Source organism: Rufibacter latericius, assembly GCF_003721515.1.
Classification (GTDB): Bacteria; Bacteroidota; Bacteroidia; order Cytophagales; family Hymenobacteraceae; genus Nibribacter; species Nibribacter latericius.
This window is the reverse complement of the sequence record NZ_RJJD01000002.1, coordinates 93781-119424: the sequence shown is the minus strand read 5'-3', so window position 1 is coordinate 119424 and position 25644 is coordinate 93781. Positions and strand designations below refer to the sequence as shown.

At 48.0% G+C, this 25644-nt stretch carries 18 protein-coding genes and 2 tRNA genes; 9 read left to right on the top strand and 11 right to left on the bottom strand.

Features of this window, described 5'->3' with window-relative positions; genetic code table 11:
* The first annotated feature begins 31 nt into the window (after nucleotides 1-31).
* The 3 genes from EFB08_RS04440 (at nucleotide 32) to smc (ending at nucleotide 5299) form a co-directional block, all read left to right on the top strand.
* Complete coding sequence (locus EFB08_RS04440) at nucleotides 32-745, top strand: 16S rRNA (uracil(1498)-N(3))-methyltransferase (protein ID WP_123125729.1); 714 nt, start codon at nucleotides 32-34, stop codon at nucleotides 743-745.
* Between the two features lie 27 nt (nucleotides 746-772).
* Nucleotides 773-1438, top strand: a complete 666-nt coding sequence (locus EFB08_RS04435; RefSeq protein WP_123125728.1) for a DUF4159 domain-containing protein — start codon at nucleotides 773-775, stop codon at nucleotides 1436-1438.
* 300 nt (nucleotides 1439-1738) lie between these two features.
* The gene (gene smc / locus EFB08_RS04430) at nucleotides 1739-5299 is read left to right on the top strand and encodes a chromosome segregation protein SMC (protein WP_123125727.1); all 3561 of its coding nucleotides are present in this window, start codon (nucleotides 1739-1741) and stop codon (nucleotides 5297-5299) included.
* A gap of 566 nt (nucleotides 5300-5865) precedes the next feature.
* Here the strand turns inward: smc and EFB08_RS04425 are convergent.
* From EFB08_RS04425 to EFB08_RS04405, 5 genes are all read right to left on the bottom strand, one after another.
* Nucleotides 5866-6351, bottom strand: a complete 486-nt coding sequence (locus tag EFB08_RS04425; RefSeq protein WP_317125581.1) for a 1-acyl-sn-glycerol-3-phosphate acyltransferase — start codon at nucleotides 6349-6351, stop codon at nucleotides 5866-5868.
* A gap of 135 nt (nucleotides 6352-6486) precedes the next feature.
* Entirely contained in the window at nucleotides 6487-7107 is a 621-nt protein-coding gene (locus EFB08_RS04420) for a hypothetical protein (RefSeq protein WP_123125725.1), read from the bottom strand.
* A gap of 110 nt (nucleotides 7108-7217) precedes the next feature.
* A complete protein-coding gene (locus EFB08_RS04415; RefSeq protein WP_123125724.1) occupies nucleotides 7218-7976 on the bottom strand; it encodes a patatin-like phospholipase family protein in 759 nt (252 codons plus the stop codon).
* A 3-nt stretch (nucleotides 7977-7979) separates the two neighbouring features.
* On the bottom strand, nucleotides 7980-8828 hold the full coding sequence (locus EFB08_RS04410) for an MBL fold metallo-hydrolase (protein ID WP_123125723.1): 849 nt from the start codon (nucleotides 8826-8828) through the stop codon (nucleotides 7980-7982).
* A gap of 49 nt (nucleotides 8829-8877) precedes the next feature.
* Complete coding sequence (locus EFB08_RS04405; protein WP_123125722.1) at nucleotides 8878-9825, bottom strand: acetyl-CoA carboxylase carboxyltransferase subunit alpha; 948 nt, start codon at nucleotides 9823-9825, stop codon at nucleotides 8878-8880.
* 233 nt (nucleotides 9826-10058) lie between these two features.
* On the opposite strand from EFB08_RS04405, the gene EFB08_RS04400 reads away from it, so the two are divergent.
* The 5 genes from EFB08_RS04400 to EFB08_RS04385 all read left to right on the top strand — a co-directional run bounded on the left by EFB08_RS04400 (nucleotide 10059) and on the right by EFB08_RS04385 (nucleotide 13077).
* Nucleotides 10059-10132 (top strand) — tRNA-Asp (locus EFB08_RS04400).
* A 631-nt stretch (nucleotides 10133-10763) separates the two neighbouring features.
* Nucleotides 10764-11093: a hypothetical protein gene (locus EFB08_RS04395; RefSeq protein WP_123125721.1), complete on the top strand. Its 330-nt coding sequence runs from the start codon at nucleotides 10764-10766 to the stop codon at nucleotides 11091-11093.
* 234 nt (nucleotides 11094-11327) lie between these two features.
* Nucleotides 11328-11401 (top strand) — tRNA-Asp (locus EFB08_RS04390).
* Nucleotides 11402-11614: 213 nt separating this feature from the next.
* Complete coding sequence (locus EFB08_RS23750) at nucleotides 11615-11740, top strand: DUF2200 domain-containing protein (protein ID WP_165864797.1); 126 nt, start codon at nucleotides 11615-11617, stop codon at nucleotides 11738-11740.
* 401 nt (nucleotides 11741-12141) lie between these two features.
* A complete protein-coding gene (locus tag EFB08_RS04385; RefSeq protein WP_123125720.1) occupies nucleotides 12142-13077 on the top strand; it encodes a hypothetical protein in 936 nt (311 codons plus the stop codon).
* Between the two features lie 466 nt (nucleotides 13078-13543).
* Here the strand turns inward: EFB08_RS04385 and EFB08_RS04380 are convergent, their stop codons facing one another.
* The 6 genes from EFB08_RS04380 to EFB08_RS04355 form a co-directional block, all read right to left on the bottom strand.
* Complete coding sequence (locus EFB08_RS04380; RefSeq protein WP_123125719.1) at nucleotides 13544-14659, bottom strand: phytase; 1116 nt, start codon at nucleotides 14657-14659, stop codon at nucleotides 13544-13546.
* A gap of 52 nt (nucleotides 14660-14711) precedes the next feature.
* Nucleotides 14712-15746 (bottom strand): hypothetical protein, encoded by a 1035-nt coding sequence (locus EFB08_RS04375; protein ID WP_123125718.1) that lies wholly within the window; start codon nucleotides 15744-15746, stop codon nucleotides 14712-14714.
* Between the two features lie 38 nt (nucleotides 15747-15784).
* Nucleotides 15785-18499 (bottom strand): TonB-dependent receptor, encoded by a 2715-nt coding sequence (locus tag EFB08_RS04370; protein ID WP_123125717.1) that lies wholly within the window; start codon nucleotides 18497-18499, stop codon nucleotides 15785-15787.
* 276 nt (nucleotides 18500-18775) lie between these two features.
* Nucleotides 18776-20248, bottom strand: coding sequence for a tetratricopeptide repeat protein (locus EFB08_RS04365; protein WP_123125716.1), 1473 nt, complete (start codon nucleotides 20246-20248; stop codon nucleotides 18776-18778).
* 519 nt (nucleotides 20249-20767) lie between these two features.
* Nucleotides 20768-21208: a helix-turn-helix domain-containing protein gene (locus EFB08_RS04360; protein WP_165864796.1), complete on the bottom strand. Its 441-nt coding sequence runs from the start codon at nucleotides 21206-21208 to the stop codon at nucleotides 20768-20770.
* A 627-nt stretch (nucleotides 21209-21835) separates the two neighbouring features.
* Entirely contained in the window at nucleotides 21836-23509 is a 1674-nt protein-coding gene (locus tag EFB08_RS04355) for a L,D-transpeptidase family protein (RefSeq protein ID WP_123125714.1), read from the bottom strand.
* 269 nt (nucleotides 23510-23778) lie between these two features.
* Between EFB08_RS04355 and EFB08_RS04350 the strand changes: the two genes are divergently transcribed.
* Nucleotides 23779-25578, top strand: coding sequence for a M1 family metallopeptidase (locus tag EFB08_RS04350; RefSeq protein WP_123125713.1), 1800 nt, complete (start codon nucleotides 23779-23781; stop codon nucleotides 25576-25578).
* Nucleotides 25579-25644: the final 66 nt, after the last annotated feature.

Sequence of the window (25644 nt, the reverse complement as noted above, 5' to 3'; positions counted from 1 at the left end):
TTGGGAAAACAGCTTCTAATCTGAAAACCGCATGCACCTCTTCTTCACCCCTGATCTGCAACCCTCTGATACCTCTTACACCCTGTCTGAAGAAGAGTCAAAACATGCCGCCCGGGTGCTACGGTTATCACAGGGAGAAGCAGTAACCCTGATAGACGGACGCGGCGGATGGTTTGAAGCAGAGATTGCAGAACCTAACCCTAAGAAAACCAAAATCAGCATCTTACAACATCACCAAGACTTTGGTCAACGCAAGTACCGGGTGCACATAGCCGTGGCTCCCACCAAGAACATGGACCGAATGGAATGGTTTGTAGAAAAGGCCGTGGAGATGGGCATTGACGAAATCACTTTCCTGCAGTGCGCCCGCTCTGAACGCAAGAACCTAAACCTGGCCCGTCTGGAGAAAATTGCCATCAGCGCCATGAAGCAGTCCATGAAATCCTACTTACCGGTACTGAATCCGCTTACCCGCTACCCAGATTTCCTGAAGCAACCCCACGAAGGTCAGCGTTTCATTGCGCATTTGGTAGAAGGCCAGGAACGGCACTCACTGGCCAAAAGCCTTTCCGGCGAAGACACGTATACGGTTCTAATTGGCCCCGAAGGAGATTTCAGTCCGGAGGAAGTAAATCAGGCGTTGGAAGCAGGTTTCAAACCGGTGACCTTAGGTCAAAGTCGTCTTCGCACCGAAACTGCCGCTTTGGCTGCCTGTCATACCATTCATGTCGTTTTAGACGTTTAACGTTTTACGCTCCTTTTCTGAAAAACCATGCATAAACGGCTTCTTCTTTGGTGTCTTCTTTTGGTAGTCTTCACCGGATCCGCGTTGGCCCAACGCCCCAGCTTCCGGATTGCCCGGCTTAAATACGGGGGCGGCGGGGACTGGTACGCAAACAAAACCTCCCTGCCCAACCTGATTGCCTTCTGCAACCGCGAGCTGAAGGCCAACATCGCGCCGCAGGAAGAAACGGTGGAACCCGGCAGCCCCGAAATCTTTGATTATCCCTTCGTGCACATGACGGGCCACGGCAACGTCATCTTTACAGAGGCCGAGGTTCAGAACCTTCGCAAATACCTCACTGGCGGTGGGTTCCTGCACATAGACGATAATTACGGCATGGACAAGTTCGCCCGGCGCGAAATGAAGAAAGTCTTCCCGGAATTGGATTTCATTGAACTGCCTTTCAACCACCCTGTCTTCCATCAGAAATTCGATTTTCCCCGCGGTCTCCCCAAAATCCACGAGCATGACAACAAACCGCCCCAAGGCTTCGGGATCATCTACCAGGGACGGTTGGTGTGTTTCTATTCCTACGAATGTGATTTAGGCAACGGTTGGGAAGACCAGTCGGTGCACAATGACCCTATAGAAAAGCATCAGGCAGCCCTACGCATGGGAGCCAACCTGATCGCGTATGCCTTGACCAACTTTTAGGGCCTTCCAAGTACTTAAACCAAAAAAGTTCAAGGCGCTGAAGTTACTTCGGCGCCTTTTTAATCCTTCTGCCCAGGTATTAAAACCTGAAGCTCTAATGGGAATGTCTTACAGAACCTTCATAAATATGGGCGGCACCTTCCTGAAAATAGATTTCTGTACTTTTTAGCATCAACCCTTTTGGCCTGTTTTCTGAAAACCAGGGCGAAAACTCCCTTTGTCCTCCCCTAATTACTTGCCCAATTGAAAACTCTTTTTAGTATTTTTGGGTTTGGGGTCAGGAGTACTGGCCGGTAGTGTATGGAATTAGCAAGATTAGAGATCAAAGGCTTTAAGAGCTTCGGCGACAAAGTCACCATTAATTTTGACAGCGGAATCACGGGAATTGTAGGGCCAAACGGTTGCGGCAAGTCCAACATCGTGGATGCCATCCGGTGGGTGTTGGGCGAGCAAAAGACCCGGAACCTGCGCTCAGACAAGATGGAGAGCGTGATTTTCAACGGAACCAAAAACCGGAAGCCGCAGCAGATGGCCGAGGTGTCGCTCACGTTCAACAACAACAAAGGCATCCTCCCCACAGAGTACTCGCAGGTGACCATCACCCGCCGCTACTACCGGTCCGGCGAGAGTGAGTACCTGCTCAACAACGTCACCTGCCGCCTCAAAGACATCAATGACTTGTTCCTGGACACCGGGATCGGCTCTGATTCCTACGCCATCATCGAGCTGAAGATGGTGGACGACATCCTCACGGACAAGGACAACTCGCGCCGGAACCTGTTTGAGGAAGCCGCCGGAATCTCTAAGTTCAAGGTCCGCAAGAAGCAAACACTTAAAAAGCTGGAAGAGACCGATGCCGACCTGGAGCGCGTGGAAGACGTGTTGTTCGAGATTGGGAAGAACCTCAAAAGTCTGGAGCGCCAGGCCAAAACCGCCGAGCGTTACCTCAACCTCAAAGACGAATACAAGAAACTCAGCCTGGAGTACGCCCGCCGGAACATCGGCCACCACCAGGAAGCTTTAGAGCGCTTGGAGAGCGAACTCCAAAAAGAAACCGACCGCAAAGGCTCCTATTCTGAGGAGCTGGCCATGCTGGAAGATACGCTGCAGGAGCAGAAAACCCTGCTGGACCGCACCCAGCACGAGCTGCAGAACAAGCAGAAAGAAGTCAACGACCATACCGGGCAACTGCGCCAGCTGGAAAACGAAATCAAGCTGAAGAGCGAGCGGAACATGTACCTGCAGGAGCGCTTGAAAACGCTCAATACCCAGATTAACCAGGATACTACCAACATCAGCCAGACCGAGAACAGCCTGGGTCAGCTGCAGAATGATCTTGAGCAGATTCAGGAGGAGTTGCTCATTTCTGAGGAGCAGCTGGGCCTCACCAAAAAAGAGCTGGAGCACGTGAACCAGCAGAAAGCCGATCTGAACCGCCAGCTGCAGGAGAAAACCATGGCCCAGCGCCAGGTGCAGAACGAGGCGTTCACAGTAAACAAAAGCATTGAGATCACGCAGGTGCAGATGCAGAGCCACCGGATGGAACTGGAGCGCCTGCAGCAGATGGAAGGTCACGAGAACGAAATAGCGCAGCAGCATGAATCAGCGCTAGCCGAAACCAAAATAATGCTGGAAGAGGCCCAGGAAAACCTGGCCGAGTTGCAGGATGCGGAGAACCAGCTTCGGGCAGAGATGACCAAAACCGAGGAGACGCTACACGAGCATCGCCAGCACCTCATTGACCTGAACCGCGAGCACGACGCTAAGAAAAACCAGTACAACCTGATGAAGTCGCTGGTGGACAACCTGGAAGGTTTCCCCGAGGCCATCAAATTCCTCTATAAATCAGATAACTGGGAGAAACCCGCCCCGCTCCTCTCCGATATTATTGCCTGCGACCCCGAGTACAAGAACCTCATTGAGACGTACCTGGAGCCGTACATGAACTTCTTCGTGGTGGACTCACCGGAGGAAGCCGTGGAAGCAATTGAATTACTGAAAGAGCAGAACAAGGGCCGCGCCAGCTTCATCATCCTCTCTGAGGTGGAGGAAATGGAGATCCCCGATACCATCAGTACACCTAAATACAAAGCAGCCCTGGAAGTGGTAGCCGCCGAGGAGAAATACCACTCCCTCCTGCGCTTCATGCTCAGCGAAGTCTACCTCACGGATTCCGCGGAAACAGAGCTTTTCCTCAACGATGGCCGCACCTATATCCTTACCGATGGATCGGCGATCAAAAAACCGTTGAGTTTAGCTGGTGGATCCGTGGGCTTGTTTGACGGAAACCGTTTAGGCCGCAAGCAGAACCTGGAGCAATTGGCCGAGGAGTTGGAAGAGCTGCAGGAGGAGCAGGAAAAGATCAAGTTGAAGATCACTACTTTGCAGCAGGTGCTGCAGAACCAGAAGGAATCTACCCAACAGGAGCAGATCCGTTTGGAGGAGCGCGACATCAACAACCTGCAGCAGGAACTAGTGAGCCACAAAGTGCGCTACGAGCAGTTCCTGTTGAACCAGCAGAACCAGGCCAGCAAGAAAGATGAGCTCTTCGAGAAAATCCAGGACCTGGGCGACAAGCTGGCAGACCTGATGCCGGATGCCGAGAGCAAGAACCTGGCCCTGAAAAGCTACGAGCAGGAGCTTTCTGGTTTAAGCCAGGTTTTGGAAAAACAGAACGAAATCATTACCGAGGTCAGCGGCATCTTCAACCAGGAGAACATAAAGTTCCACCAGCTCAAGAACCGTTTGCAGAGCATACAGCAGGAATTGGCCTACAAGCAGAAGACCGTCATGAACCACCAGGAACGTCTGGTGCAATTGCAGGACGAGCTGAACCGTGCCGAGGACGAGACCGTATCGCTAGACCAGTTTGTGGAAGACCAGAACAACCTGCTGGAAGAAGGCATGGTGGCCCGCAAAGAAATGACCCGCGAGCTGGAGGAAATCGAGAAAACCTACTTCATGCTGCGCGGTGAGATAGATGAAAAGGAAAAGAGCATCCGGGAGCTGCAGCGCAAGAAGCAGAACACCGATGAGGTTTTCCAGTCCATGAACCAGGCCATCACCGATACTCGCATCAAGTTGGTGTCCGTGATTGAGCGTCTGTCTGCGGAGTTCAACATGAACCCCGAGGACCTAGCCGAGGCCCCTACCGAGAAGCTGGACATCAGCAACGAGGAACTGAGCCAGCAGGTGCAAAGCGTGAAGGGTAAACTGGAGAACATTGGGCCGGTGAACCCCATGGCCGCCGAGGCTTACCAGGAGATTGACACCCGCAACCATTTCATCCTGACCCAGAAAAATGACCTGCTGGATGCCAAGACCCAGTTGATGGACACCATCGCGGAGATTGACACCGTGGCTAAGGAGAAATACCTGGCGGCTTTTGACCAGATCAAGGAGAACTTCATGCGCGTGTTCCGGTCCCTCTTCTCCGATGAAGACACTTGTGACCTTTACATCGCGGACCCAAGCAACCCGCTGGAATCGAAGATCGAGATCATGGCTCGGCCGAAAGGCAAACGCCCGTTGACCATCAACCAGCTATCCGGGGGTGAGAAAACACTGACGGCCATTTCGCTGCTGTTCGCCATCTACCTGCTCAAGCCAGCTCCGTTCTGTATCTTCGATGAGGTGGACGCCCCGCTGGACGATGCCAACATTGACAAGTTCAACAACATCGTGAAGAAGTTCTCCAACGACTCGCAGTTCATCGTGGTGACGCACAACAAACGCACCATGGTCTCCACCGATGTGATCTACGGCATCACCATGTTGGAAGTAGGCGTGTCAAGGGTCATCCCGGTTGACCTCCGTGACCTGGCTCCTGAACCAGAGGCGCAGGCTGCATTGACGGCTTAGGTTAGTAGTATAAATTAAAACGGGTCAGCCGTTTAGAGCCTATTTTCACGAAAGCAGGCTCTAAACGGCTGACCCGTTTTGGTGAAAGATAGACGTTATGACTTGTCTATTCCTTTCTATCATTATGATCCTTGCTAGGAAGATCTTCCTCCCCTTCGTTGTTACCTTGGAAAGAACTTGTGGGTGAATTAGTAAAACTTTGAATCACTGCTACTGCAGCTTGCTACCAAGATCCTTTCTGAAGGACATGGACGGGACCCCTTGTTGGTGTTTTTCATTAACAACCTGTATTCCAGCGGCAGACGCGATAGCAACCACAAGGGATCGGCCCCACCTGACTTCCTTTCTTTTGACTGAGGAACCGTGGAGAAAAGGCATGTCTTGTCTCCACATACATTAAAAAATACCAAAATTACCAAGGAACGGAGTAGCATACTTCCTTAAATTAGAAAACCTACTTTCAGAAAATGTAAGCCTCAAACCATCCCTCTAAAAACAAATAAGTGTTTTGAAGCAGATTTACAAAAAACAGCCTCAAAACACTTTTGCGTTTATTCCATGGAAACTTACCTCACTCCCTGGCTTGGGAATTTTGGAGTGACGGTGCGGTAAAAGGCAAGGATCTTTTGCATGTCGGCGTCAAAGTCACCGGTGGGGTAAATGGTAGGTCCGATGCCGGCTTCTTTTTTGGCATAGTCCAGGTAACCCAGCAGAATGGGAACACCTGCGCCAACGGCGGTGTGGTAAAAGCCTTTTTTCCAGCGGGGTTGGTATTTGCGGGTACCTTCGGGGGTGACCATCATCACCATCTCCTCGTTTTCCTTGAAGATGTCGATCATCGCCGAAACCAGGTTGTTGTTCTTTTTACGGTCTACCGGAACAGCCCCCATCGACTTTAGCAAAGCTCCCATGGGGAAGAAGAAAGCTTCTTTTTTGATGGTCAGTTTAACCGGAACATCCATGAGGTAGAACGCCGCGCGGGCATACACGAAATCCCAGTTGCTGGTGTGCGGGGCCGCAATCATGATGGCCTGCTTCATTCCGGGAGGCATCCCTCCTTTTAACTTCCAACCGGCAACCTTAAAAATAACCCTCGCTAAAGCTTTTCCAAACATACTGTTTACGTGAATACGACCACAATATTACAAAAAAACCAGCCGTATAGCTGGTTTTAGAAGATATTATATTTAACGACTGGCTAATTTAAACTTTCGTTCCCGGAACAGGTACACCTGCAGACCTATGTTGGCCGAAGGGCCCCACTCGGTAATTTTCCGGTTTCCTTCTGCGGGTACTTTTTCCTGGTAATAAGTGAACATGAGGGCAGGCTCAATTGCCACTTTAGGGTTGATGAAAATGGCGTACCCCACCCCGCCCCTGAATTCCATTAAATCGGTTTTGTTTCTGTTTGGCTGATTGTTTAGGCCCGCGGCGGCACTCGCCTCCCCGAAGATTCCATTGTCCAGGTAATAGCGGACAAAGGGACCGGCTAATACATTGGTGGCCTGAGAGGAGATCTGCCCTGACATTTTCTCTTTGTACTGGTTCACCGTCGCCCTTAACCCGAAGGCCACGTCACTGAACACGAAATACCCAACCTTTGTATCCAGATCGAACTGCTGCCGGTACCCCGAGACGGATTCATTGTTTACCGTGGTGTTGATTCGGCGATAAGCGCCTGAGACGCCGCCGGCAACCATGAATGTCCGTTGAAAAATTTTGGCGGGTACCAAAGTACCGCGGTTTTCCTGGGCCCGTGCATTTGAAAATGCCAGAAGGAATAAGCTTAGGTAGAGCAACTTTCTCATATAGTCAAATAACGGTAACACCTTTACTTTATTTTGACTATTACGAATACCGCCTCCTAAGGGTAATCACTATTCAAACTATACCATATGATTAATCATATATAGGTGTATTAGTTCAGGAGACTTTCAATTTCCTTGGATAGGTCCATAGCATGTTCATACCCAATAGTATACATTTCTTTAGCCCTTTTCAGGTCATAGATGTTGAACTCCGTCAGCTTGGGTGGTTCCAGCAGCAGGTCACAGAGCAAAACCCGGCTTTGGATGTTAGCGTGCAAAGCCAAATGAAAGATTCTTTCGGTTACCTGTTTGATGCTGTTGATCTCGGCGTTGTGGGGAGTGGGGTTTACATGGACGCCAATGATTTTGTCGCATTCACCGGTAATGCATTCCACTGGCAGATTGTTCACGATGCCTCCGTCTACCAAAAGCCGTTTCTCAAGTTGCAAGGGCTTGAACAATACCGGTACGGCAGAAGATGCCTTTAAAGCTTCGACCAGAGTGCCTTTGGTAAAGTAAACGGTACTTCCTTCTACCAAGTCTAAAGCGGAAACGGTGAGTTTGATGGGAAGTTCCTCAAAGGTACGGCCATGCAGATGTTCTTCAAAGATCTTGTGCATGGCCTGGGTGTGCAAAATTCCACGGTTCAAGGCTGGCTTGAGTAACTTAGGCAAAGCCAATTCGCTGACAATTCTAAGGATCTCTGCGGGAGGATAACCCGCCGCAAAAAAAGCCCCGGCAATGGCCCCGGAGCTTACCCCTGAAATGGCGTGGAGGGGAATGCCTATTTCCTGCAAAGCCTGCAGTACCCCTAAATGTGCAACTCCTCTGGCGGCTCCACCAGAGAGGCATAATCCTATTTTATGCATCCTCTATAAAGCAGACAAAGGGAAAACCTGGTCTACCCTTACCCCTTTGTCGGTATGCTGTACGGTACAGCACTCATTTTGGACGTCGTGCTCAAAAAATAACACCCATTGTTCATCGGCGGCTTTTTTCAGAAACTGCTCTTTTTCCTGCAGGGTCAGCAACGGGCGGGTATCGTAGCCCATCACGTAAGGCAAAGGTAAATGCCCCACCGATGGCAACAAATCGGCCACAAAGACAAGGGTTTTTCCTTTGTACTCTATCACCGGAAGCATCATTTTGTCAGTATGCCCATCTGCGTACAGTACATTAAACCCGGGCAAGAACTGCTGCTGGCCCTGAGCTAAGAATTCCAGTTGACCGCTTTCCTGAATGGGTAGAATGTTCTCTTTGATGAAACTCGCTTTTTCCCGCGGGTTAGGTTGAGTAGCCCAGGTCCAATGGTCCTGGTTGCTCCAGTACCGCGCGTTTGTGAACACTGTCTCCAGGCTATTCCCATCTTTGCCGTACCGCACCGATCCGCCGCAATGGTCAAAGTGCAGGTGGGTAAGAAATACATCGGTAATATCTGAGTATTCGAAGCCCGCTTTCTTCAGCGACTTCTCCAAGGTATCATCGCCGTGCAGGTAGTAATGGCTGAAGAATTTGGCGTCTTGCTTGTCTCCTATGCCATTATCAATCAAAACCAGTCGGTCACCGGTTTCCACCAAAAGGCAGCGCATAGCCCAGGAACAGAGATTGTTTTCGTCTGCCGGGTTCGTGCGCTGCCAAATGGATTTAGGAACCACGCCAAACATAGCGCCTCCGTCTAACTTAAAATTACCGGTGGGTATTGGGTATAGAGTAAGTGACATGCAATGCTGGATTTAAGCCTGGTTTTCTAAAAAGAGCCTGAAAACAGAATTACTCCGTCACCACGCCCATCTCCCCGAACTTCTCAATGCGCTGCATGATGCGTTCTTCCGGGGTAAAGGCTTCCAGTTCTTCCAGGGTGGAAAGAATCTTTTTCTGCATGGTTTTGATCATCTTCTCTGGGTTCACGTGCGCGCCGCCCAGTGGTTCTTTGATGATACCATCAATCAGCTTATTGCCCAGCATGTCTTTTGCCGTCAACTTCATGGCTTCCGCGGCCTGCTCTTTGTAGTTCCAGCTTCTCCAAAGGATAGTAGAGCAGTTCTCAGGGGAAATCACCGAGTACCAGGTATTCTCCAGCATATAGACTTTGTCGCCGATGCCAATGCCCAAGGCGCCTCCAGAGGCTCCTTCCCCGATGATGATGCAAATCACAGGGACCTTCAGCATGAACATTTCCTTCAAGTTACGGGCGATGGCTTCTCCCTGCCCTCTTTCCTCGGCCTCTAAACCCGGAAAAGCGCCAGGGGTATCAATAAAGGTAACGATAGGCTTATTGAATTTTTCGGCCAGTTTCATCAGGCGCAGGGCCTTGCGGTACCCCTCTGGGTTGGCCATCCCGAAATTGCGGTACTGTCGCTCTTTGGTATTTCTGCCTTTCTGCTGGCCAATGAACATCACGGTTTTGCCGTTGATCTCACCAAATCCGCCCACCATGGCTTTGTCATCGCGCACGTTACGGTCGCCGTGTAACTCAACGAAGGTAGAAGAAAGGCCTTTAATATAATCTAAGGTGTACGGCCGCTCTACGTGACGAGAGAGCTGCACCCGTTGCCAACGGGTGAGGTTGGCATACGTTTCTTTTTTCAGGGATTTTATTTTCTCCTCCAGCGCCAGAACCGCCTCGCTTACGTCTACCTGGCTCTCAGAGGCCAGTTTCTTCATTTCGGCTAGTTTTCCTTCCAGAGAAGCAATGGGTTGTTCAAAATCTAACAGCATAGTTATGCCCCTTACGTTTAGCTAAAGTGTGACTACAAAGGTAAACGAAACTTGCAAAGTTTAGTAGCAGGAGTTTTTTCAAGTTTTTAGGAAAATTTTCGGTTTGAGAATGAACCGGTTACCTTATCTGAGCACCTTAATAGCCGGTTTTTTGGGCTTGGTAGTTGTGTAGTAAAATTCTGCCCCCCATATTTGCATCATCAAACGGGGACAGCAGGTCTCCTGAAGATGTTGGTCCGGTAGTTCAGTTGGTTAGAATGCCGCCCTGTCACGGCGGAGGTCGCGGGTTCGAGTCCCGTCCGGACCGCAGTTTTTAAAAGAGTCCCTTTACTTTGGTGAAGGGACTCTTTTGTTTTAGGCTGTTTTGAGTTTTTAAGCTCTTATTCGCTAATTGATCAAGAAGGGCGTTCTTCCTTTACAGATTTATTATGCGGGAAACTTTATTTTAGGCTTAGGGGCTTTTCTGGTCCTACTTATCCCCTACCATCTATTAGCTTAATCTGGGTTAGGTTTTTTTAAGCTTTCACAATCCTCATTCGGCTATTTTTTTCTATCACCTGCTTTCATATTCAACAAAAATAACGAGCCCACCTTGGCATAAACATTCGCCTATTATTTGAATTCTTTGATCGGCTAACCTTTGGATAACCCGTTTTGGGGCTGCAATCAGAAAACTCCCCTAAACAGAACTTAATGAGAAGGAATGGTTAGTCAAATAGACCGATCATTGAGGTACCTGGTTGATTATACCTTTCAAAGTATAAAATGGAAATTTATTCTCCGCTTTCAGGTTGTACTCAGATGAGCGAATATCTGCTATCTTTGTTTGACTTGTAATAGGTATAGCATTCCCCCTGCTTTTATACCTCAATTATATAAAACCTATTCTCCCACAAATGTTGGGAATTCCTGGATTTACTTTTTGAAGAATACACCACATGAAAACACAGGGGGAAAGCCTTGAGGAGTTGCAGCAGCTTTTATTTAAACTTGAATTATTAACCTTTGATGGAACCGAAACAACTACTCTCCTTTTAGAATACCTTCACCAAACACTGGATGTGTTTCGGTTTATGTTCAGGGATGGGTACACCGAGCAGCAGCCAAGCCACGTCATTAATTATTGCATCATGAAGTTGGAGTTTGCCAAAAAGCAGATTGAAAACGAAGACGTGCAGGAGGGACTTGAATTTACTAAATCTGTGATCGTTTACTTCTTAAAGGAAACTTCCCTATTAGAGGTTTCTGAAGAGCCAGATTTGTTTTAGCTTAAGATTGGAGGAAACCTAGGCTGTACTAGAGAAAGCGGATTTAAACCTGTTCTTACATGGCCTTTAAAATCCCCTTATAGTTTTAAGGGTGTTTTTCCGAGAGAGGGCTTAATACAAATGAACCACAAGTTCATAAATTTATAAGTTTTACTCCCCATTCATTTGCATCCTAAAAATTAACTCTACATATTTGCACCATCAAACGGGGACAGCAGGTCTCCAGAAGATGTTGGTCCGGTAGTTCAGTTGGTTAGAATGCCGCCCTGTCACGGCGGAGGTCGCGGGTTCGAGTCCCGTCCGGACCGCAGTTTTTTAAATGCCTGTAAGAAAACACTTACAGGCATTTTTGTTTTTTAGCTTTTTAGGTATTAACCGCCAGGGGTTGTTCCTCTTTTCGTTGCCCTCTCTATGGGTCTATGTGGTAAAGGGCTTCTTAAGTTATTCCAACAGGAATCACGTTCATCAAACCGTTTTGCTAGCTCAGCCCCGAACCTTGCTCCTCTATTTTCACTTTTGCCTTGACAGGCTCAACTTTGTGCCAGGTTTCCATTGAGTTTGATTTGTGCGTGTTGTTGGTATTAGGCAATCCGGTGGATGAATTGGCTAAAGACCGCAAAATGGAGAAGATCCTTCGGATGGAATAGAACCACTGACTCCTCTAGTTCCTAACTACTTTTTAAGTAAGTCCTTTTATAATATCTTGATTCTGAAAAGGTTCTATCGGTAGTTGATTAACTTGGTAATGAAATCTTAGCTAACTTAAACCATAAGGGGAATAAAAGATCTTGCCGAAATTATTTATATATTGGTTCGTTGGTAACACTTTCGGCGGATTTACCATTATCTAAAATACAGCAAGAAACATCAGGCAAGGTGGTGACAGATGCCTTCCGCCAGAAAACGTGCCACTACTTTCATAGTTGGAGGGCAGACTTACAAGGCGTATTTTGAAGCTTGAGAAGCAAAAAGCAGAAATCTATATTGCTTACTTGTTTACCCAACTAAACTCCTTAGGTTTATTCAGGTAATTGAACATGTCCGCTTAATGATGCCTCTCCTAAATAAATTATTCAGAAAGAAAAAACTGCTCACCGTTTCCCTGCTGCTTTCAGGCGGTGGCTTGCTTTCACTAGATTTTTCCGGGCCAGAAAAAAAATCAGCAGCAACTTTACCTCTTCCTACTTCCCCCCTCATCTCCTTTACAAGTTCAACCTCCAATCCAGTTAAAATAAACCAGGGCAAGTCCCTATTTGAGCAGAACTTGCCACCGTTGTTTCCTCACCCGGAACCAGAAGATTGGGTTTCTCTCAGGATATTAAAAGACCACGGAGCAGTTTTCGTGGCTCAAGGCAGCGTCATTCCTCCTTCCATCATTTTCGCCAACGCAGACCACTGCCTCAATTGGCAAGCGAAAGTAAGTACCCGGCGCGAAAAAATCGGCGGCATTCCCATCGAGCTTCAAACCGAGGCGATGAATGCCTTGCTCGCCGCTCGTAGAGAAGCCGCAAGTAAAAACCTGCGGATAACCCCCCGCGGCAAATTAGCGGCACGGCGCAGCTACCACGATACCGAGAAAATATGGAGCCGCCGCGTTATTCCGGGCCTTGCTTACTGGCAGCGGCGCGGCAAACTAGATGCACAAGAGGCAGACCGTATTCGAATGTTAGCACCTGCCGGGCAAGTAAAAGAGGTTCTACTCCTTGAGGCCCAAGGACTGTATTTCAGCAAGGATTTCTCCAAGTCAGTCCTGTACTCAGGTTCAGCACCCGGGGCTTCACAGCATATCTCCATGCTCGCTCTTGATATAAACGAATACAACCAGGCGGGGGTGCGTGCTATACTGGCCCGGCACGGCTGGTTTCAGACCGTGGTCTCTGATTTACCACATTTTACTTACCTGGGCACTACCCAGTCGGAATTACCCGCCCTTGGCTTGAAGAAAACAGTAAAGCAAGGGCGAATATACTGGACACCAGCATAGTACCGAATAACTGAATGTATACTTAAAAGAACTCTAAATATCTCTATGGATAAGGTACAGGAAGTGATAAATTTCCCAGCAGAATATTCATTGGCACCCCGATTTCCTGTTCCCTATCTTAAGTAGTAAAATTGTATTTACAAGGGCAAGAGTAGTAAAATTGTATTTACAAGGGCAAGCTCCCCTACTCTTTTCAACTTAGAGGTATAAACGTCACCTACTCATTTCAAGGCCGAATTTGTCTTTTGGTTTCAGAAATAGAATTGCTTCAAACTTTACGTCTCCTGAAAATGCTGCCTTCAGGAAAGATTTTACTAAATAAGTCAGCCATATTCCTATAGATTAAGCTATAAGAACATGGCTGACCTTTGTGCACAAGTAAGTGGATGAACCTTGTTACATCAACAAGGAAAAATTACAATGTAAGTGTTTAATACAAGGTTGTTATTATTGCAAAATACAGCAGTTATTCCTGGATCATCTTTAAGTCATTCCCTGCAATGGCTTCCCAAGGATAGAAGTGGAACGTCTTATCGGTGCTCATGGCCACAAAAAGCCCGTGCTTAAACCTTTTGCCCAGTGGTACCGCTACCGTTTCAGAGCCATCGCTGTTTATAGCGGATACGTTCACGGCTTTGATGAAACGGTGTTCATACGGTTTAGAGGCTGTTCCTTCACGGGTGAACACCATAAAACGGTTGACTTCCTGGTCTGACACCAGAATATAGCCGGTGCTATCGGTTAAGGCGTAGATGGAGATGCCCTCATGGTCACGGGTGAAATCTTTGGTGGCAAACAAAGACAGTTGCTTATTGCCTTTCTCCGGATCCGCGAAGTACTGCCTTACCCCCAAGCCTTCATCTGAGTAATAAACGTATCCTAAGGCATCATCCACGGCGATGGCCTCTATCTCTTTCTTGCCGCTGTACTCGCCAAATTTCCGTACCAGCGTAGCCTTAACGTGACCGGTCCCGTCATCTTCCAGCAGGTACTGCCAGAGATAAGTGCCATCCAGCGGACCTACCTTTCGGCCTACAATGGCATATACTTGCCCGGCTTTGTTCTTGTACAAGGATACGCCCATTAAATCACGGTAGCCTTCAGCGGTTTCGCCTACAAACATTTCCAAGCCACCCTTGTCTATTGGCTTCATATCTGGTACCGAGAAGATGCGTAGTTTGTGCGTCATGCGTTCGGTAGCCACCGCAATATCAATAGGCTTTCCATTCAGCACAAGGCCGTACTCCACGTCCACGTTGTTAGGGCGTTGCAGATTCTTTACGGTTTTCTCAGGGATAATCTTGCCCTCTAAATCGAAGACGTACAAGCCACCCTTGGCATCTTTATCTGTACCAATGACGAGGCTCTTCGCTGGATTTCTAGGATTCACCCAAATAGCGGGATCATCAGAGTCAAACTGAACGGTATCAGTAATCACCGCCGCCTGCACAATGTTACCGGGAATTAAATGTTTTTCGGTTTGCTCCAGAGGAGGAGTGTTAATGGTTTCTGCTTTGGGAGCAGAACAGGCCGCCAAGATAAAAACGAGGCTAGCTTCTTTTAGAAAGAATGATTTGAACATTATAGTAGATGGGGAAAAATGCAGTTGCCTTAAAGCTTAAGCTGCCTGGTTTTTATTTTTTAAGGTGAAGGGTAAGGGCACTGGTTTCAGAATCATCGTATTCCCCTTTTAAAGTAAGGGTGAGTTTTTTTCCAATCACCTGAAAGGTACCGGCATACGTGAAGTCAACCTCAGAGCCGTTTTCCTGCTCAATGCTTTCAGCAAACTCAACCTTGCCTTCCGGCTTGTCATCTTCCAGTTCCTCAAACTCGGCTTCTAATTCAATCACCTTGTTTTCAGCCTTTCCTTTGCCGCACTCTTCTATCATTTCAGTCTCTTGCAGCTTCACTTCGGCTTTCCATTCGCCGTACCCAAAGGCAATAGTGATCTCCTCAACATCCTCAGCCTTCAAGTCTTTAATGTCTGCACTGATGAGCCCGAACAGGCTTTTGAAGTTCTGGAACTCGGAGGCGTCCTCCACATCTAGCTCCCACTCCCCGTAAACTCCTTCATCGTCAAGTACCTTGTATTCAAATTCACTGGTAGTGTTGGCTACCACGTTCTGGCTGTTGCCATGGAGCCCGATAAGTTTCAGCACCAGACCTCTTCCCTGGCTGTTGAATGTGTCATCTTCAAACAGCCCCTCATTGGTTTCGAACTCCACTTCAATCTCATCTACTCCGGCCGGGAACCGTACCGATCCGAGGCCGGTTGCGGGGTCAAAGGTGAGGTCAAGGTCTATGTTTTGGTCTTCTGAGGTGGTGCAATCGTCTATTTCATAAAAGGCCGTCCAGTCTTTGATGTAGTCTGAAAGTTGGGTGAACCCTTCCGTTCCTGTTATTTGAAAATGAACGGTGACTTCTTTTTCAAGCGGCACCACTTTACCACCCAAATCTTCGCCTGCTGGATCTACCCGGTCTGCTAAGGTTATCTTGAAGCTGAATTTGTCTTCGTCTTCCAAGCCCCCGTCTCCTTCATCTGAGAACAAAACCACCTGCGGATAAGCGATGCCCATCAGCGGCGTTACCACATCTTCGTCTTTCTCATCACAAGCAGACAGGGTACAGAGGAACGCTCCGGCGAGCGCCCAGAATCTTATGTTTTTCATGTGTTTTTCGGATTTTGGTTAAAAAACAGCCCCTAGATTTATAGATCGAACTTAAGGCCTATGCGGCTCCACCAAGAGTAGAATTCACGCTGGATTAACTGGTCTTTGTAGCCCATGAAGCGCTCAAAGGGCTGATTGGTTAAGTTCATGAACTCGGTGAAAAACCGCAAACGGGAGTTCACGGCATAGCTGGCGCTGAAGTCTAATTGGGCACGGTTCTTCACGTAGATGTCTTCCTCAGAAGATCCGCCGATCTCGCTCAGGTACTCGCCGTTAAAGTTCATGGAAGCACGGGTGGTGAACTTCTGGCCTTCATAGCTCAAAGAGATGTTTCCTACGTTTCTGGCTTGCCCGGGCAGACGAAGGCTTTCAGTGGCATTTGGGTTGCTGCTGCTGGCCGAGCGGCTCTGGATCTTGGCGTTTGAGTGCGTGTAGGTGTAGTTTGTGTACAAACTGAAGTTGCGAAGGAACCCTGGCAAAAAAGTAAGGTTACCTTGGTAGGCCACTTCAAAACCGGTTAAGTTCGCCTTGTTTCCATTCTGCGACTGCACTACGTCAATGCTCTCCACAATGGGTGCGCCTACCAGCGGGTAAGGACTCGCGAAGATCACTTTCCGGTAGATGAAATCATCCAGCTTCTTGTAGAAGAATCCGCCGGAAAGCACGCCCACATTCCCGAAGTACCGCTCAGCCAGAACATCCAGGTTAAAAGCACTTACCGGCTTTAGGTTAGCATTGCCTAGAGTTGCCAGATTATCTTCCTGGTTGATTTCCTGCGCAGGGATCAACTCACTGAAGTTAGGACGCGCGTAGCTGTAAGTAGCCGCAGCCCGCAGGTTAGTGAATTTGTTTAGCTCATATTTCAGATGAAGCTGGGGCAACAAAAAGTCATAGGTAGAACTTCCGATGACCGGACGAATGGCCTCCAGATCCCCGGCTGCGTTAATGATGACATCTTTAGAAGAGTAGTCCACTTGGGTCTTCTCGTATCTAAGGCCGGCCAGCACCATCAAAGGTCCCATCTGTTGCCGTACCATCCCGAAACCGGCATACACGTTCTCTTCGGCCTCAAATGCTTCCAATGCTTCATCAATATTCTTGCCTTCTACGTCTAATTCAAACTGTGCCGGGTTGGCGTTGAAGTAGTCTACAAACTGAGTCACGTCTAAGGGATTGCCCAAGTTGATACGGCCGCCCAGGAACGAGTCTTTCACCGGAGAGCCGGCAAAGGCATCTAAAGTAGGCACGCCGTCTCTTCCTTCATAAGTATTGGCGGTAATGTCATAGCTCTTCCGCTTGCGGCGCATCTTACCGCCAAATTTAACAAGGCCGCTATTAACGCCCAGCTTGTACGGAATGCCTACATCCAGTTTGGCCGTGAGGTTTCGGTCTTTGGCAAGGGTGTGCCCAAACTCAGCTCCGTCCAGCTCATATTGGCTGTTATTAGAAAAGCTTTCTATGTCTATCTGCGGGTACTGCCGAGTTGGAAAACCAAAAGAAGAGGGTATTCCGGCGATGAATCCTACCTCATTGTCATAAGGCGTGTTCTGCTCTCCATAGGAATATTGCGCCTCATAGTTCAGGAAGAAGCCTTTGAACGTGTGTTTTGCCCCAGCATTGATTGAAAGGATAGATTGCTCTTCAAAACGGTCTTTGGTAAGCTTCTCAATCTCCTCGTCTTCAGGGATGAACACGTAACGACGGCGCCATTCCCGGTCTGTGAAGCGGGAGTACAGACCCCGCACGAACACCTCATGGTTGGGGTTGAACTTGTAGTCTAAGGTGCTACTAAAGCCAGTGCGGGTACGGGTCAATTCATAATCACGTAGTTCCAGTTCATTGTCCTGAGGTGCGAATTCCCAATTGTCTGAGCCCAGTTTGTTTTGGTAGTAGTTTCCGTTCACCAGAAAACCTAACCTGTCGTTTTTCCCGAAACGCTGCCCGTACTGCAACTGTCCGTTCACATTTGGTTTCTCCATGAGGTTATTGTAGCCCCCTGCCAACGAACCTGAAATTTGCGGACGTCCACTCTGGGCGGTTCGTGTAATCAAGTTCACCGACCCACCAATGGCATCACCATCCATGTCTGGTGTCAAAGATTTGGAAATCTCCATGGAGGCGAGTTGGTCTGATGGAATGGCGTCCAGCGCCACAAAGCGCACATCCGCTTCCGGGGATGGAATCTGTTCGCCGTTCACGTTGATGTTGGTGAACTGCGGCGCCAAACCCCTCACCAACACATAACGACCCTCGCCCTGATCACGCTCAATGTTTACACCGGGCACCCGTTGCAGAGCCTCGGCCGCATTAGGGTCAGGGAAACGACCAATCTGGTCGGCGGCAATGATGTTCTTGATGTTGTCTGCGTTCTTCTGCTGGTTCAGGGCGCGGGCCTGGCCCTGAATAGAACCCGTCACCACCACATCGCTTAGGTGATTGGAGTTACTTCTTAAACGCAACTGAAGCACCCCTCCCTCACCTGCGGCCACGTTCACCGAGAACGTGGTGTCTTGATACCCCAGGTAATGAACCTTCAGGGTGTAATTTCCAGTAGTGGCATATAACCTGAACTCCCCGTTCAGGTTGGTGGAAACCCCGTTGCTTGTACCGGCTAGTTCCACGGCAGCACCGGCCAATGGCTCTTGGTTCACTGCATCGGTGATCTTGCCTCTTAAAATGGCTTGCTGCGCTTGGGCTGCTCCTGAGAGCCCCATAACCAGAAAGCAAAAGCTGAGTAAAAATTTATACCTCATAGCGTTGGTTGTTTGATGCTGTAAAGGTGATGTCCTCTCCGGGCTAGTCGCAATTTACTGGCGTATACAAAATGTGAACAAGCCCTTGCGCAGCGTATACCAGAAGGCAGCAACCCTAACAACAACTTGCTATAAAGGTGATAATTAACACAATACACCTGCCACAAACAGCCATTATGTTATTGTTATGCCACCGTTATCCTTAGGTTAGGAGGATTGAGCTTTCCCGTTTCAAGGCTGTTTTTTGTAAAACAGGCCAAAATCAGAAGCCGAGGTCTAGGGCAGATCAAGCGATTCTTCCAGTACTTTTTCCTTTGAAGGGGCTTCTTGCAAGCCTTGGATAAAGGATACCAGGTTTTCTCCTTGTGGAAGGGTTAGTTTCTTTCGTAAGCGGTACCTGGAAACCCGCAAGCTATCCAGGGAGATGTTCAGGAGCGAAGAAATCTCGGTGGAGGTAAGATTCATTTTGAGCAGGGCCACCAGCCGGAGGTCTGCCGCGGTCAGGTCAGGGCACCGCCGTTTCAGGTTCTGGAAGAATGACTCATGCACTTGTTCAAATATTCCCCTGAAGTCTTCCCAGTATTTGTCTTGGCTGAAGTTCTGCTGAATGAGCATGAGCAACTGCTTTAATTGCTTTTTCTGATCCCTTTTATCTTCCTTCACCAACTCCTGTAATTTATCACGGAGCTGTTCCAGCAGCTGGCTTTTCTGGATCACGTGCAGGGTGTGGCTGGAGAGTTCTTTGCCTTTGGTTTCCAGCTCGGTTTTCAGAAACTGCTCCCTAAGCTGTTTGTTCTTCAGCTCTGTTTCCATCAGCTCCTTTTGTGTCTGGTACATCTTCTCTTTCTGTCCCCTTAAGGTTTGCTCGTTCCGCAGTTTCAGTTTCTGCCTGCTGAGGGCAACTGCTCCTAAGGAAAGCAACAGAATCAGGATTACACCTGCTCCAATGCTTAACAGTATGTTCTGCTGCCGGGCATTCTCCAGTTTGGTGATTTCATTGTCTTTCTTTTCTAAGTCATAGAGAGTGCTGAGCAAGGCGGCTTGTTTGTTGTTCTCGTCTGAGTAGATTTTCAGCAGGGCTTTACGGTTCTCTTCCATGTATAGGAAAGCGCTATCATCCTGCTGCAGCGCGTGATGAGATTTAGCCAGATCACGGTAGCCGCTGCTCAACTGGTACAGTTCGCCCAATTCCTTCGCCAGCCGCACTGCCCGCCAGGAGTAAGCCAATCCCTCCCGGTACGCACCTGTTTTCCGAGGTACATCGCCCATGTTATTGAGCACTTCCAATTGGGCTAACTGGTCATTTAGTAGTTGGTTTATAGAAAGGGCCTTCCGGAAGTAATGCTGCGCCGAGTCATACCGGCTCAAATCCTCGTAGATGCTGCCCAGATTCTCAAAGATCTTTGCGATCCCGCTACTGTCTTGAGTTTCCTTGTAAAGACCCAAAGCCAAACGTTGGTAATGAAAAGCACTGTCGTGCGCCTGGCGCTTTTCAAAGAGGTGGCCAATATTGCCGTAGGTGAAGGCGATTCCTTTCTTATCCTCGATCTTCCTCAATATTCCAAGGGCTTCTCTGTGCTCCCGCAACGCCACCTCCACTTGCCGGTTGTAGTAATGGAGGGTTCCCATTTGGTTGAGGTTATGGGCTAACTGCACCGAAAAGGGTTGTTCTCTGAAAATTTTGTCGGCTTGAAGATGGAGGTCTAAGGCTTGGGGGTAACGTCCCTGATGGTAGAAAATCTGCCCCATTTGCTGAAGGCAGAGCCCTTCGGCCTTTTTGTCCTTCCGCTGTACTGCTTAATGCAACTCCTTCTTGAGCGATCTGAAAGCTGAGTCTGGTCGGTGCTGGGTTAAGGCATTCGTTTGCTGCCGGGCCTGTGAATAAGCATTGAAGCTCACCAACCACAAACTTAAAAGGAGGAAACCAACCTTGCCAGCAAGGCTCTTATGGAAATGTGAAAGAGGGCTGCGGAATGGAATTGTGAACAGGAGTCGCATGGGTTTGCCAGCTTGCGTGAAACATTCACAAAGAAGGCAATTGAATGTTACCTGAACGTTACCATAGGCAAAAGAGCGGAGCTATATACTTTATTAAAAGGGTTTGACTACATCAATTATTCCAGACAACTTCTTCCTATTAACGCTGGTTCGACAAAAATGAAAGCACTCTTCCTTAATCCTCACCGAACTACACCTCTTAAATTTTTCACATTCACCTTATAAAAACTGTAATGAAGTCTCTCTAACACCTTCCTTTATAAAGTACCATCAAACAGAATCAAAGCTTTCAAAGCTTCCGTCTGAATACAGGAGTACAACTTTCACTAAAGTCCTTCCAGCTTTGTTTGTAGTTCTAATTTCTTCCGAAGAACCCTTTTCTACATTCTGTACTTTTCCTTGTTCTTGGACAAAACCTTCAGGAACCACATTCTTGATTTTGCTTTCAGTTAAGACACCTTGATCCTCCTTGGGCTCCAAAATTCTTCCTAAAGTCATTAGCATTGGACCTTCACCCGCTAATAACCATTTTGCAGAAATCTCGGGGTACCGGGTTAATAATTTCTGCACCACCTCCAGGCTGGCCTTGTTTCTTCCCGAAAGTATATGGCTGACAACAGGTCGCGCGACTCCAATTTCATCAGCAAAAGCAGCCGGCCCCAAGGTGCTCCAACCAATGATTTCCTGAATTCTTGTTAATAGATCTGACAAGTGTTTAAAATTTAAAAGTATAACAATCAGGAAACATCTAGCCTAAAAACAAAACGGCTTTAAGGGATTTAGATTTATTGTACCATCCCATAAAGAAGAGGTACTTTAATTAATTAAGATAACCTCCTTATAATAGCAGCTTTATACTGGATCTAATTCCCTCCTATTCAAAAAAGCGTTTTCTAAAGTTACAAAAATAAACCCTGTTTACATTTGTTTAACAAATGTAAACAGGGTTTATTTTTGTAACTCATTAATGGAAGATTTTCGTTTTATTTTCTTTTTATGGTTTTTGTTTTTCCCTCCTATTTTTCATTACTAAAGCCAAGGTAAGCCATTGTGGCAGGCAACTGTTTTTAGATTCATTTCCAAAAAGCTGGTCAAAAACGTCAAATCAAAACACCTCCCCTTTTCATTCCCTTGGTCTTCGTATTAGTGAATTTTACTGGAAGACAACGAAAGGTTTAATTAGGAGCAGCCCAGAGGAAGGGATTTAATTATTAAACAAAACAGGGAAAGGTTATCTTATAAAAACGTGTAAAAAGAGTGAGGCCACCAAACCGCTAAATATGTTAGCAGCTTGGTGGCCCCTGAAATAAACTTTAAGGCTTTTAAAGAATCACGGCATTATCTAAAATAAGCCATCTCTAAGTCACGGTCATGGTTGTAGATATCATTCCTAAAATGTACAACACCTGCCTCATCTACCCAAGCGGTGAAGTAAACGATGTACACCGGTACTTTAGCGGTCAGGTTAACGTATTTTTCTTGACCGCCATGCATGGCTGCTTTAATCGCTGATGGGGTCCACTGCTTCTGATCCTTCAACAGGTATTGGGCCATCTCAAAGGGTTTTTCAATCCGGATACATCCGTGGCTAAAGCCTCGTTCTGCCTGGTTAAACAAATGGTCAGAAGGAGTGTCATGAAGGTACACGTTATGCTCGTTCGGGAAGATGAACTTCACAAACCCAAGGGGGTTCTTTTTACCCGGACGCTGTCTAACCCGGTATTTGAAATTCTTATCTACCGAGTACCAGTCCACTGAACTTGGGGACATCACTTCCACTTTATTGTTTCCAATGTCTTTTACTAATTCCATGTCGTTTCGGGCTAAGTAATTGGGGTTACTTGCCTGGGCGGGCGCAATTTCTTCCTCTAATATTTGTGGGGTAATGTTCCAGTAGGGGTAAAAAACAATGTACTCCATTTTATCGCTGAAAACGGGGGTAGCGTGCATCTCCTTCCCTACCACTACTTTCATATTTAACACTTCTTTCCCTTTCTCATACACATGGAGCATATATTCCGGAATGTTGATGAACACATATTTATCTTCGAAACGTTTAGGCACCCAGCGCCAACGTTCCATGTTGATAATGATCTGGTCTATACGGTTTTCAATAGGCACGTTCATGGCCACCAAAGTCTCGCCGCCAACCACGCCATCGGGTTTCAAGCCATGACGGATCTGGAAGTTCTTAACCGCAGTTGCCAGTGCAGGATCATAGATTCGGTTAGCTGGGGTGTTTTCGGCAGGTTTACCCAAAATCCGGTGCCGTAAGGTTAATACTGCCTGGGCAGAATCACCGGGTTTAATCATCTTGGTGGCTAGTTCAATTTTAGGCCATCCTCCCTGTTGCTTGGCCAGTCGGTATTGTTTCAAGGCTTCGCGCAGACGTATGTAGTTAGGGTGCAAAGCTTCAAACTCATAATAAGGGTAGCGGCTCTCCCGCTCCTTCAGGATTGTTTGCAGGGCCTTGTGTAGCTTTATTTTGTTTTTCTTAACCTCCCATTCAATGTTATCCAGGCTGCGCGGGTCAACGGTACCCCGGTAAAAGTCGCTGGCGTAGTTAAAGTAAGAAGCAGTTAGGGTTACATCCAACTCCTCCTGAAGTTTATGACGTACCGAGTCATCCTTCGCCTGCTCCACCTTTTGAAACATCTGCTGCAGGTCTTTTCTGGCGTAATCCTGGGGGTTAAGGCCTTCTTCGTGGGCCTTGTTCAATACTTCCACAAATTTAAATGCCTGGGGAACAAGTTCCCCGTCCTTAAACCAGGCAAAACGATATTGCCGCTCCCGGTAAAAGAGCTTCATCAAGTCCAGGTGCTTCTTGAACTCTGGGTCGCTTTTGGTGAAAGTAACCACAAACACACTGTCGGTTTGCGGCGGGAATTCCTTTGCCGCGGCAAGAGCTGCTTTCTTGACCTGTTTATCCCCCGACTTGGCACAGGCAGACAGCAGGGCCATGGTCATCAGGAAAAAAAGAAATAAAGAATATATTGGTTTATTATGCTTCATAAAGGTTAATCCTTTTATTAAGATGTGGTACTTATACTTACAAACCCAGTAAAAAGTTAAAAGAAGAAAGAAGGATAAAAATTGGATTTAAATCACTTCACCTCAGCACTTCTGCAACCATTCTTTCGTTTTTAAAAACCGCTAATTTTATGCCAGCTTTCTCCTAGAATATTGCGTAAATAAATATTTTAAAGCCAGATATTCAGTCCACCAATCACTTTGTTACCCTTTTCAGTGGGTAACCTTAAGGTATCACTAAAGTTTACAAAATGGATTTTAGCAACAATACTCCTCTTTCGTTCCCCTATGACCCACACAGCTTTTCCAAGCCCGCAGAAGCCCGGATCAAGCACGTAGACTGGGACCTCCACGTTGATTTCAATCAGAAGAAGATATCCGGCATCGGTGTTTACCATCTACATACCCATAAGGCCACAGAGATCGTGTTGGACACCCATCACCTACTCATTAGGCAGGTGTGGCTTGAAGACCCGGAAAATGAGGTCAATTTCCGGTTATCAGATAAAAAACCTTTTCTGGGCCAAGGATTGCATGTGACCTTTACACCGGGCACACAGAAGATCAGGATCAGCTTTGAGACGACACAGAGTTCAGCGGCGCTCCAATGGCTAACCCCAGAACAGACGGCGGGCAAAACACAGCCTTTTCTATTCACTCAGTCGCAAGCTATTTTGGCGCGAACGTGGCTGCCTTGTCAAGACAGTCCCAGTGTTCGGTTTACCTACACGGCCCGGGTACAGGTTCCGGCTCACTTGCTACCCCTCATGAGTGCCCAGAATCCGCAAGAAAAGGAGGCCAGCGGTACGTACTTTTTCCGGATGGATCAGCCTATCCCCTCTTACCTTCTCTCCTTAGCGGTAGGCGACCTGGCCTTTGCTCCTCTTGCCGACAGATGCGGAGTATACGCTGAACCTGCCTCCCTGGAAGCCGCGGCATACGAGTTTGCCGACACCGAGAGGATGCTGCTTGCCGCCGAAGAACTGTACGGGCCTTACCAATGGGACCGATACGACTTGCTGGTGTTGCCGCCCAGCTTTCCATTCGGTGGAATGGAGAACCCGAAACTCACCTTCGCCACTCCCACCATCATTGCGGGTGATAGGTCTCTCACCAGTCTGGTGGCCCACGAGTTGGCCCATTCCTGGTCAGGGAACCTGGTGACTAATGCTACCTGGAACGACTTCTGGCTTAACGAGGGTTTTACCGTGTATTTTGAGCGCCGCATCATGGAAGCCCTGTACGGACCGGAATACGCTCAGATGCTACACACCCTTGGGTACCAGGATTTGCAACATACCCTGGAAGAACTAAGCAACACCCCGCAGGACACCTGCCTGCACCTGAACCTTGAAAACCGCGATCCAGACGAAGGCCTGACGGAGATTGCCTACGAAAAAGGGAACCTGTTCCTGCGCCACCTGGAAAGCCTGGTGGGCCGTGAACGGTTTGACCAATTCGTGAACACCTATTTCAGCACGTTCCAATTCAAGTCCATGGACACAGCTGGTTTTGAGTTGTTTTTGGAAAAAGAGCTGGTAAACGGAAACCAACATTTACGGGACCAGATCAATGCCGAGGCATGGATTCATAAACCCGGCATTCCGGCCGGAGTGGCGCATGTAAAATCAAGTCTTTTTGAGAAAGTAGCCGCAGAACGGGACAAGTGGGAAGCAGGAACCCCGGCTCAGGAACTGTCTACCCAAAACTGGAGCACCCATGAATGGCTCTATTTCCTGAGCAACCTTCCCCAGAATTTCCCCCTTGATAAATTGAAAGAACTGGATGAGGCCTTTGGGTTTACCTCTTCAGGGAACGCTGAGATTCAGGCGGAGTGGCTGAAGATTGCCATCCGGCACGGGTACACAGAAGCTTTCGCAGCTCTGGAGACATTCCTGGTGCGGGTGGGCAGAAGGAAATTCCTGATGCCCTTGTACAAAGCCCTGCTTCAAACACCTCGGGGAGCCGATCTGGCCCGAGAGATTTACGGGAAAGCCCGACCTAACTACCATGCAGTAGCCACCAGTTCCCTGGATGCCCTACTCCGGTAAACCACCTATCCTGAAACAGAAGAGCCCATCAGGTTAAAACCGATGGGCTCTTCTGACTTATAAACA

Excerpts from the sequence above, each read along its gene's own strand:
- EFB08_RS04440 (WP_123125729.1), top strand. The coding sequence starts at position 32 with ATGCACCTCTTCTTCACCCCTGATCTGCAACCCTCTGATACCTCTTAC.
- EFB08_RS04435 (WP_123125728.1), top strand. The coding sequence starts at position 773 with ATGCATAAACGGCTTCTTCTTTGGTGTCTTCTTTTGGTAGTCTTCACC.
- smc (WP_123125727.1), top strand. The coding sequence starts at position 1,739 with ATGGAATTAGCAAGATTAGAGATCAAAGGCTTTAAGAGCTTCGGCGAC.
- EFB08_RS04425 (WP_317125581.1), bottom strand. The coding sequence starts at position 6,351 with ATGCCTCCCGGAATGAAGCAGGCCATCATGATTGCGGCCCCGCACACC.
- EFB08_RS04420 (WP_123125725.1), bottom strand. The coding sequence starts at position 7,107 with ATGAGAAAGTTGCTCTACCTAAGCTTATTCCTTCTGGCATTTTCAAAT.
- EFB08_RS04415 (WP_123125724.1), bottom strand. The coding sequence starts at position 7,976 with ATGCATAAAATAGGATTATGCCTCTCTGGTGGAGCCGCCAGAGGAGTT.
- EFB08_RS04410 (WP_123125723.1), bottom strand. The coding sequence starts at position 8,828 with ATGTCACTTACTCTATACCCAATACCCACCGGTAATTTTAAGTTAGAC.
- EFB08_RS04405 (WP_123125722.1), bottom strand. The coding sequence starts at position 9,825 with ATGCTGTTAGATTTTGAACAACCCATTGCTTCTCTGGAAGGAAAACTA.
- EFB08_RS04395 (WP_123125721.1), top strand. The coding sequence starts at position 10,764 with ATGAAAACACAGGGGGAAAGCCTTGAGGAGTTGCAGCAGCTTTTATTT.
- EFB08_RS04385 (WP_123125720.1), top strand. The coding sequence starts at position 12,142 with ATGATGCCTCTCCTAAATAAATTATTCAGAAAGAAAAAACTGCTCACC.
- EFB08_RS04380 (WP_123125719.1), bottom strand. The coding sequence starts at position 14,659 with ATGTTCAAATCATTCTTTCTAAAAGAAGCTAGCCTCGTTTTTATCTTG.
- EFB08_RS04375 (WP_123125718.1), bottom strand. The coding sequence starts at position 15,746 with ATGAAAAACATAAGATTCTGGGCGCTCGCCGGAGCGTTCCTCTGTACC.
- EFB08_RS04370 (WP_123125717.1), bottom strand. The coding sequence starts at position 18,499 with ATGAGGTATAAATTTTTACTCAGCTTTTGCTTTCTGGTTATGGGGCTC.
- EFB08_RS04365 (WP_123125716.1), bottom strand. The coding sequence starts at position 20,248 with ATGGGGCAGATTTTCTACCATCAGGGACGTTACCCCCAAGCCTTAGAC.
- EFB08_RS04355 (WP_123125714.1), bottom strand. The coding sequence starts at position 23,509 with ATGAAGCATAATAAACCAATATATTCTTTATTTCTTTTTTTCCTGATG.
- EFB08_RS04350 (WP_123125713.1), top strand. The coding sequence starts at position 23,779 with ATGGATTTTAGCAACAATACTCCTCTTTCGTTCCCCTATGACCCACAC.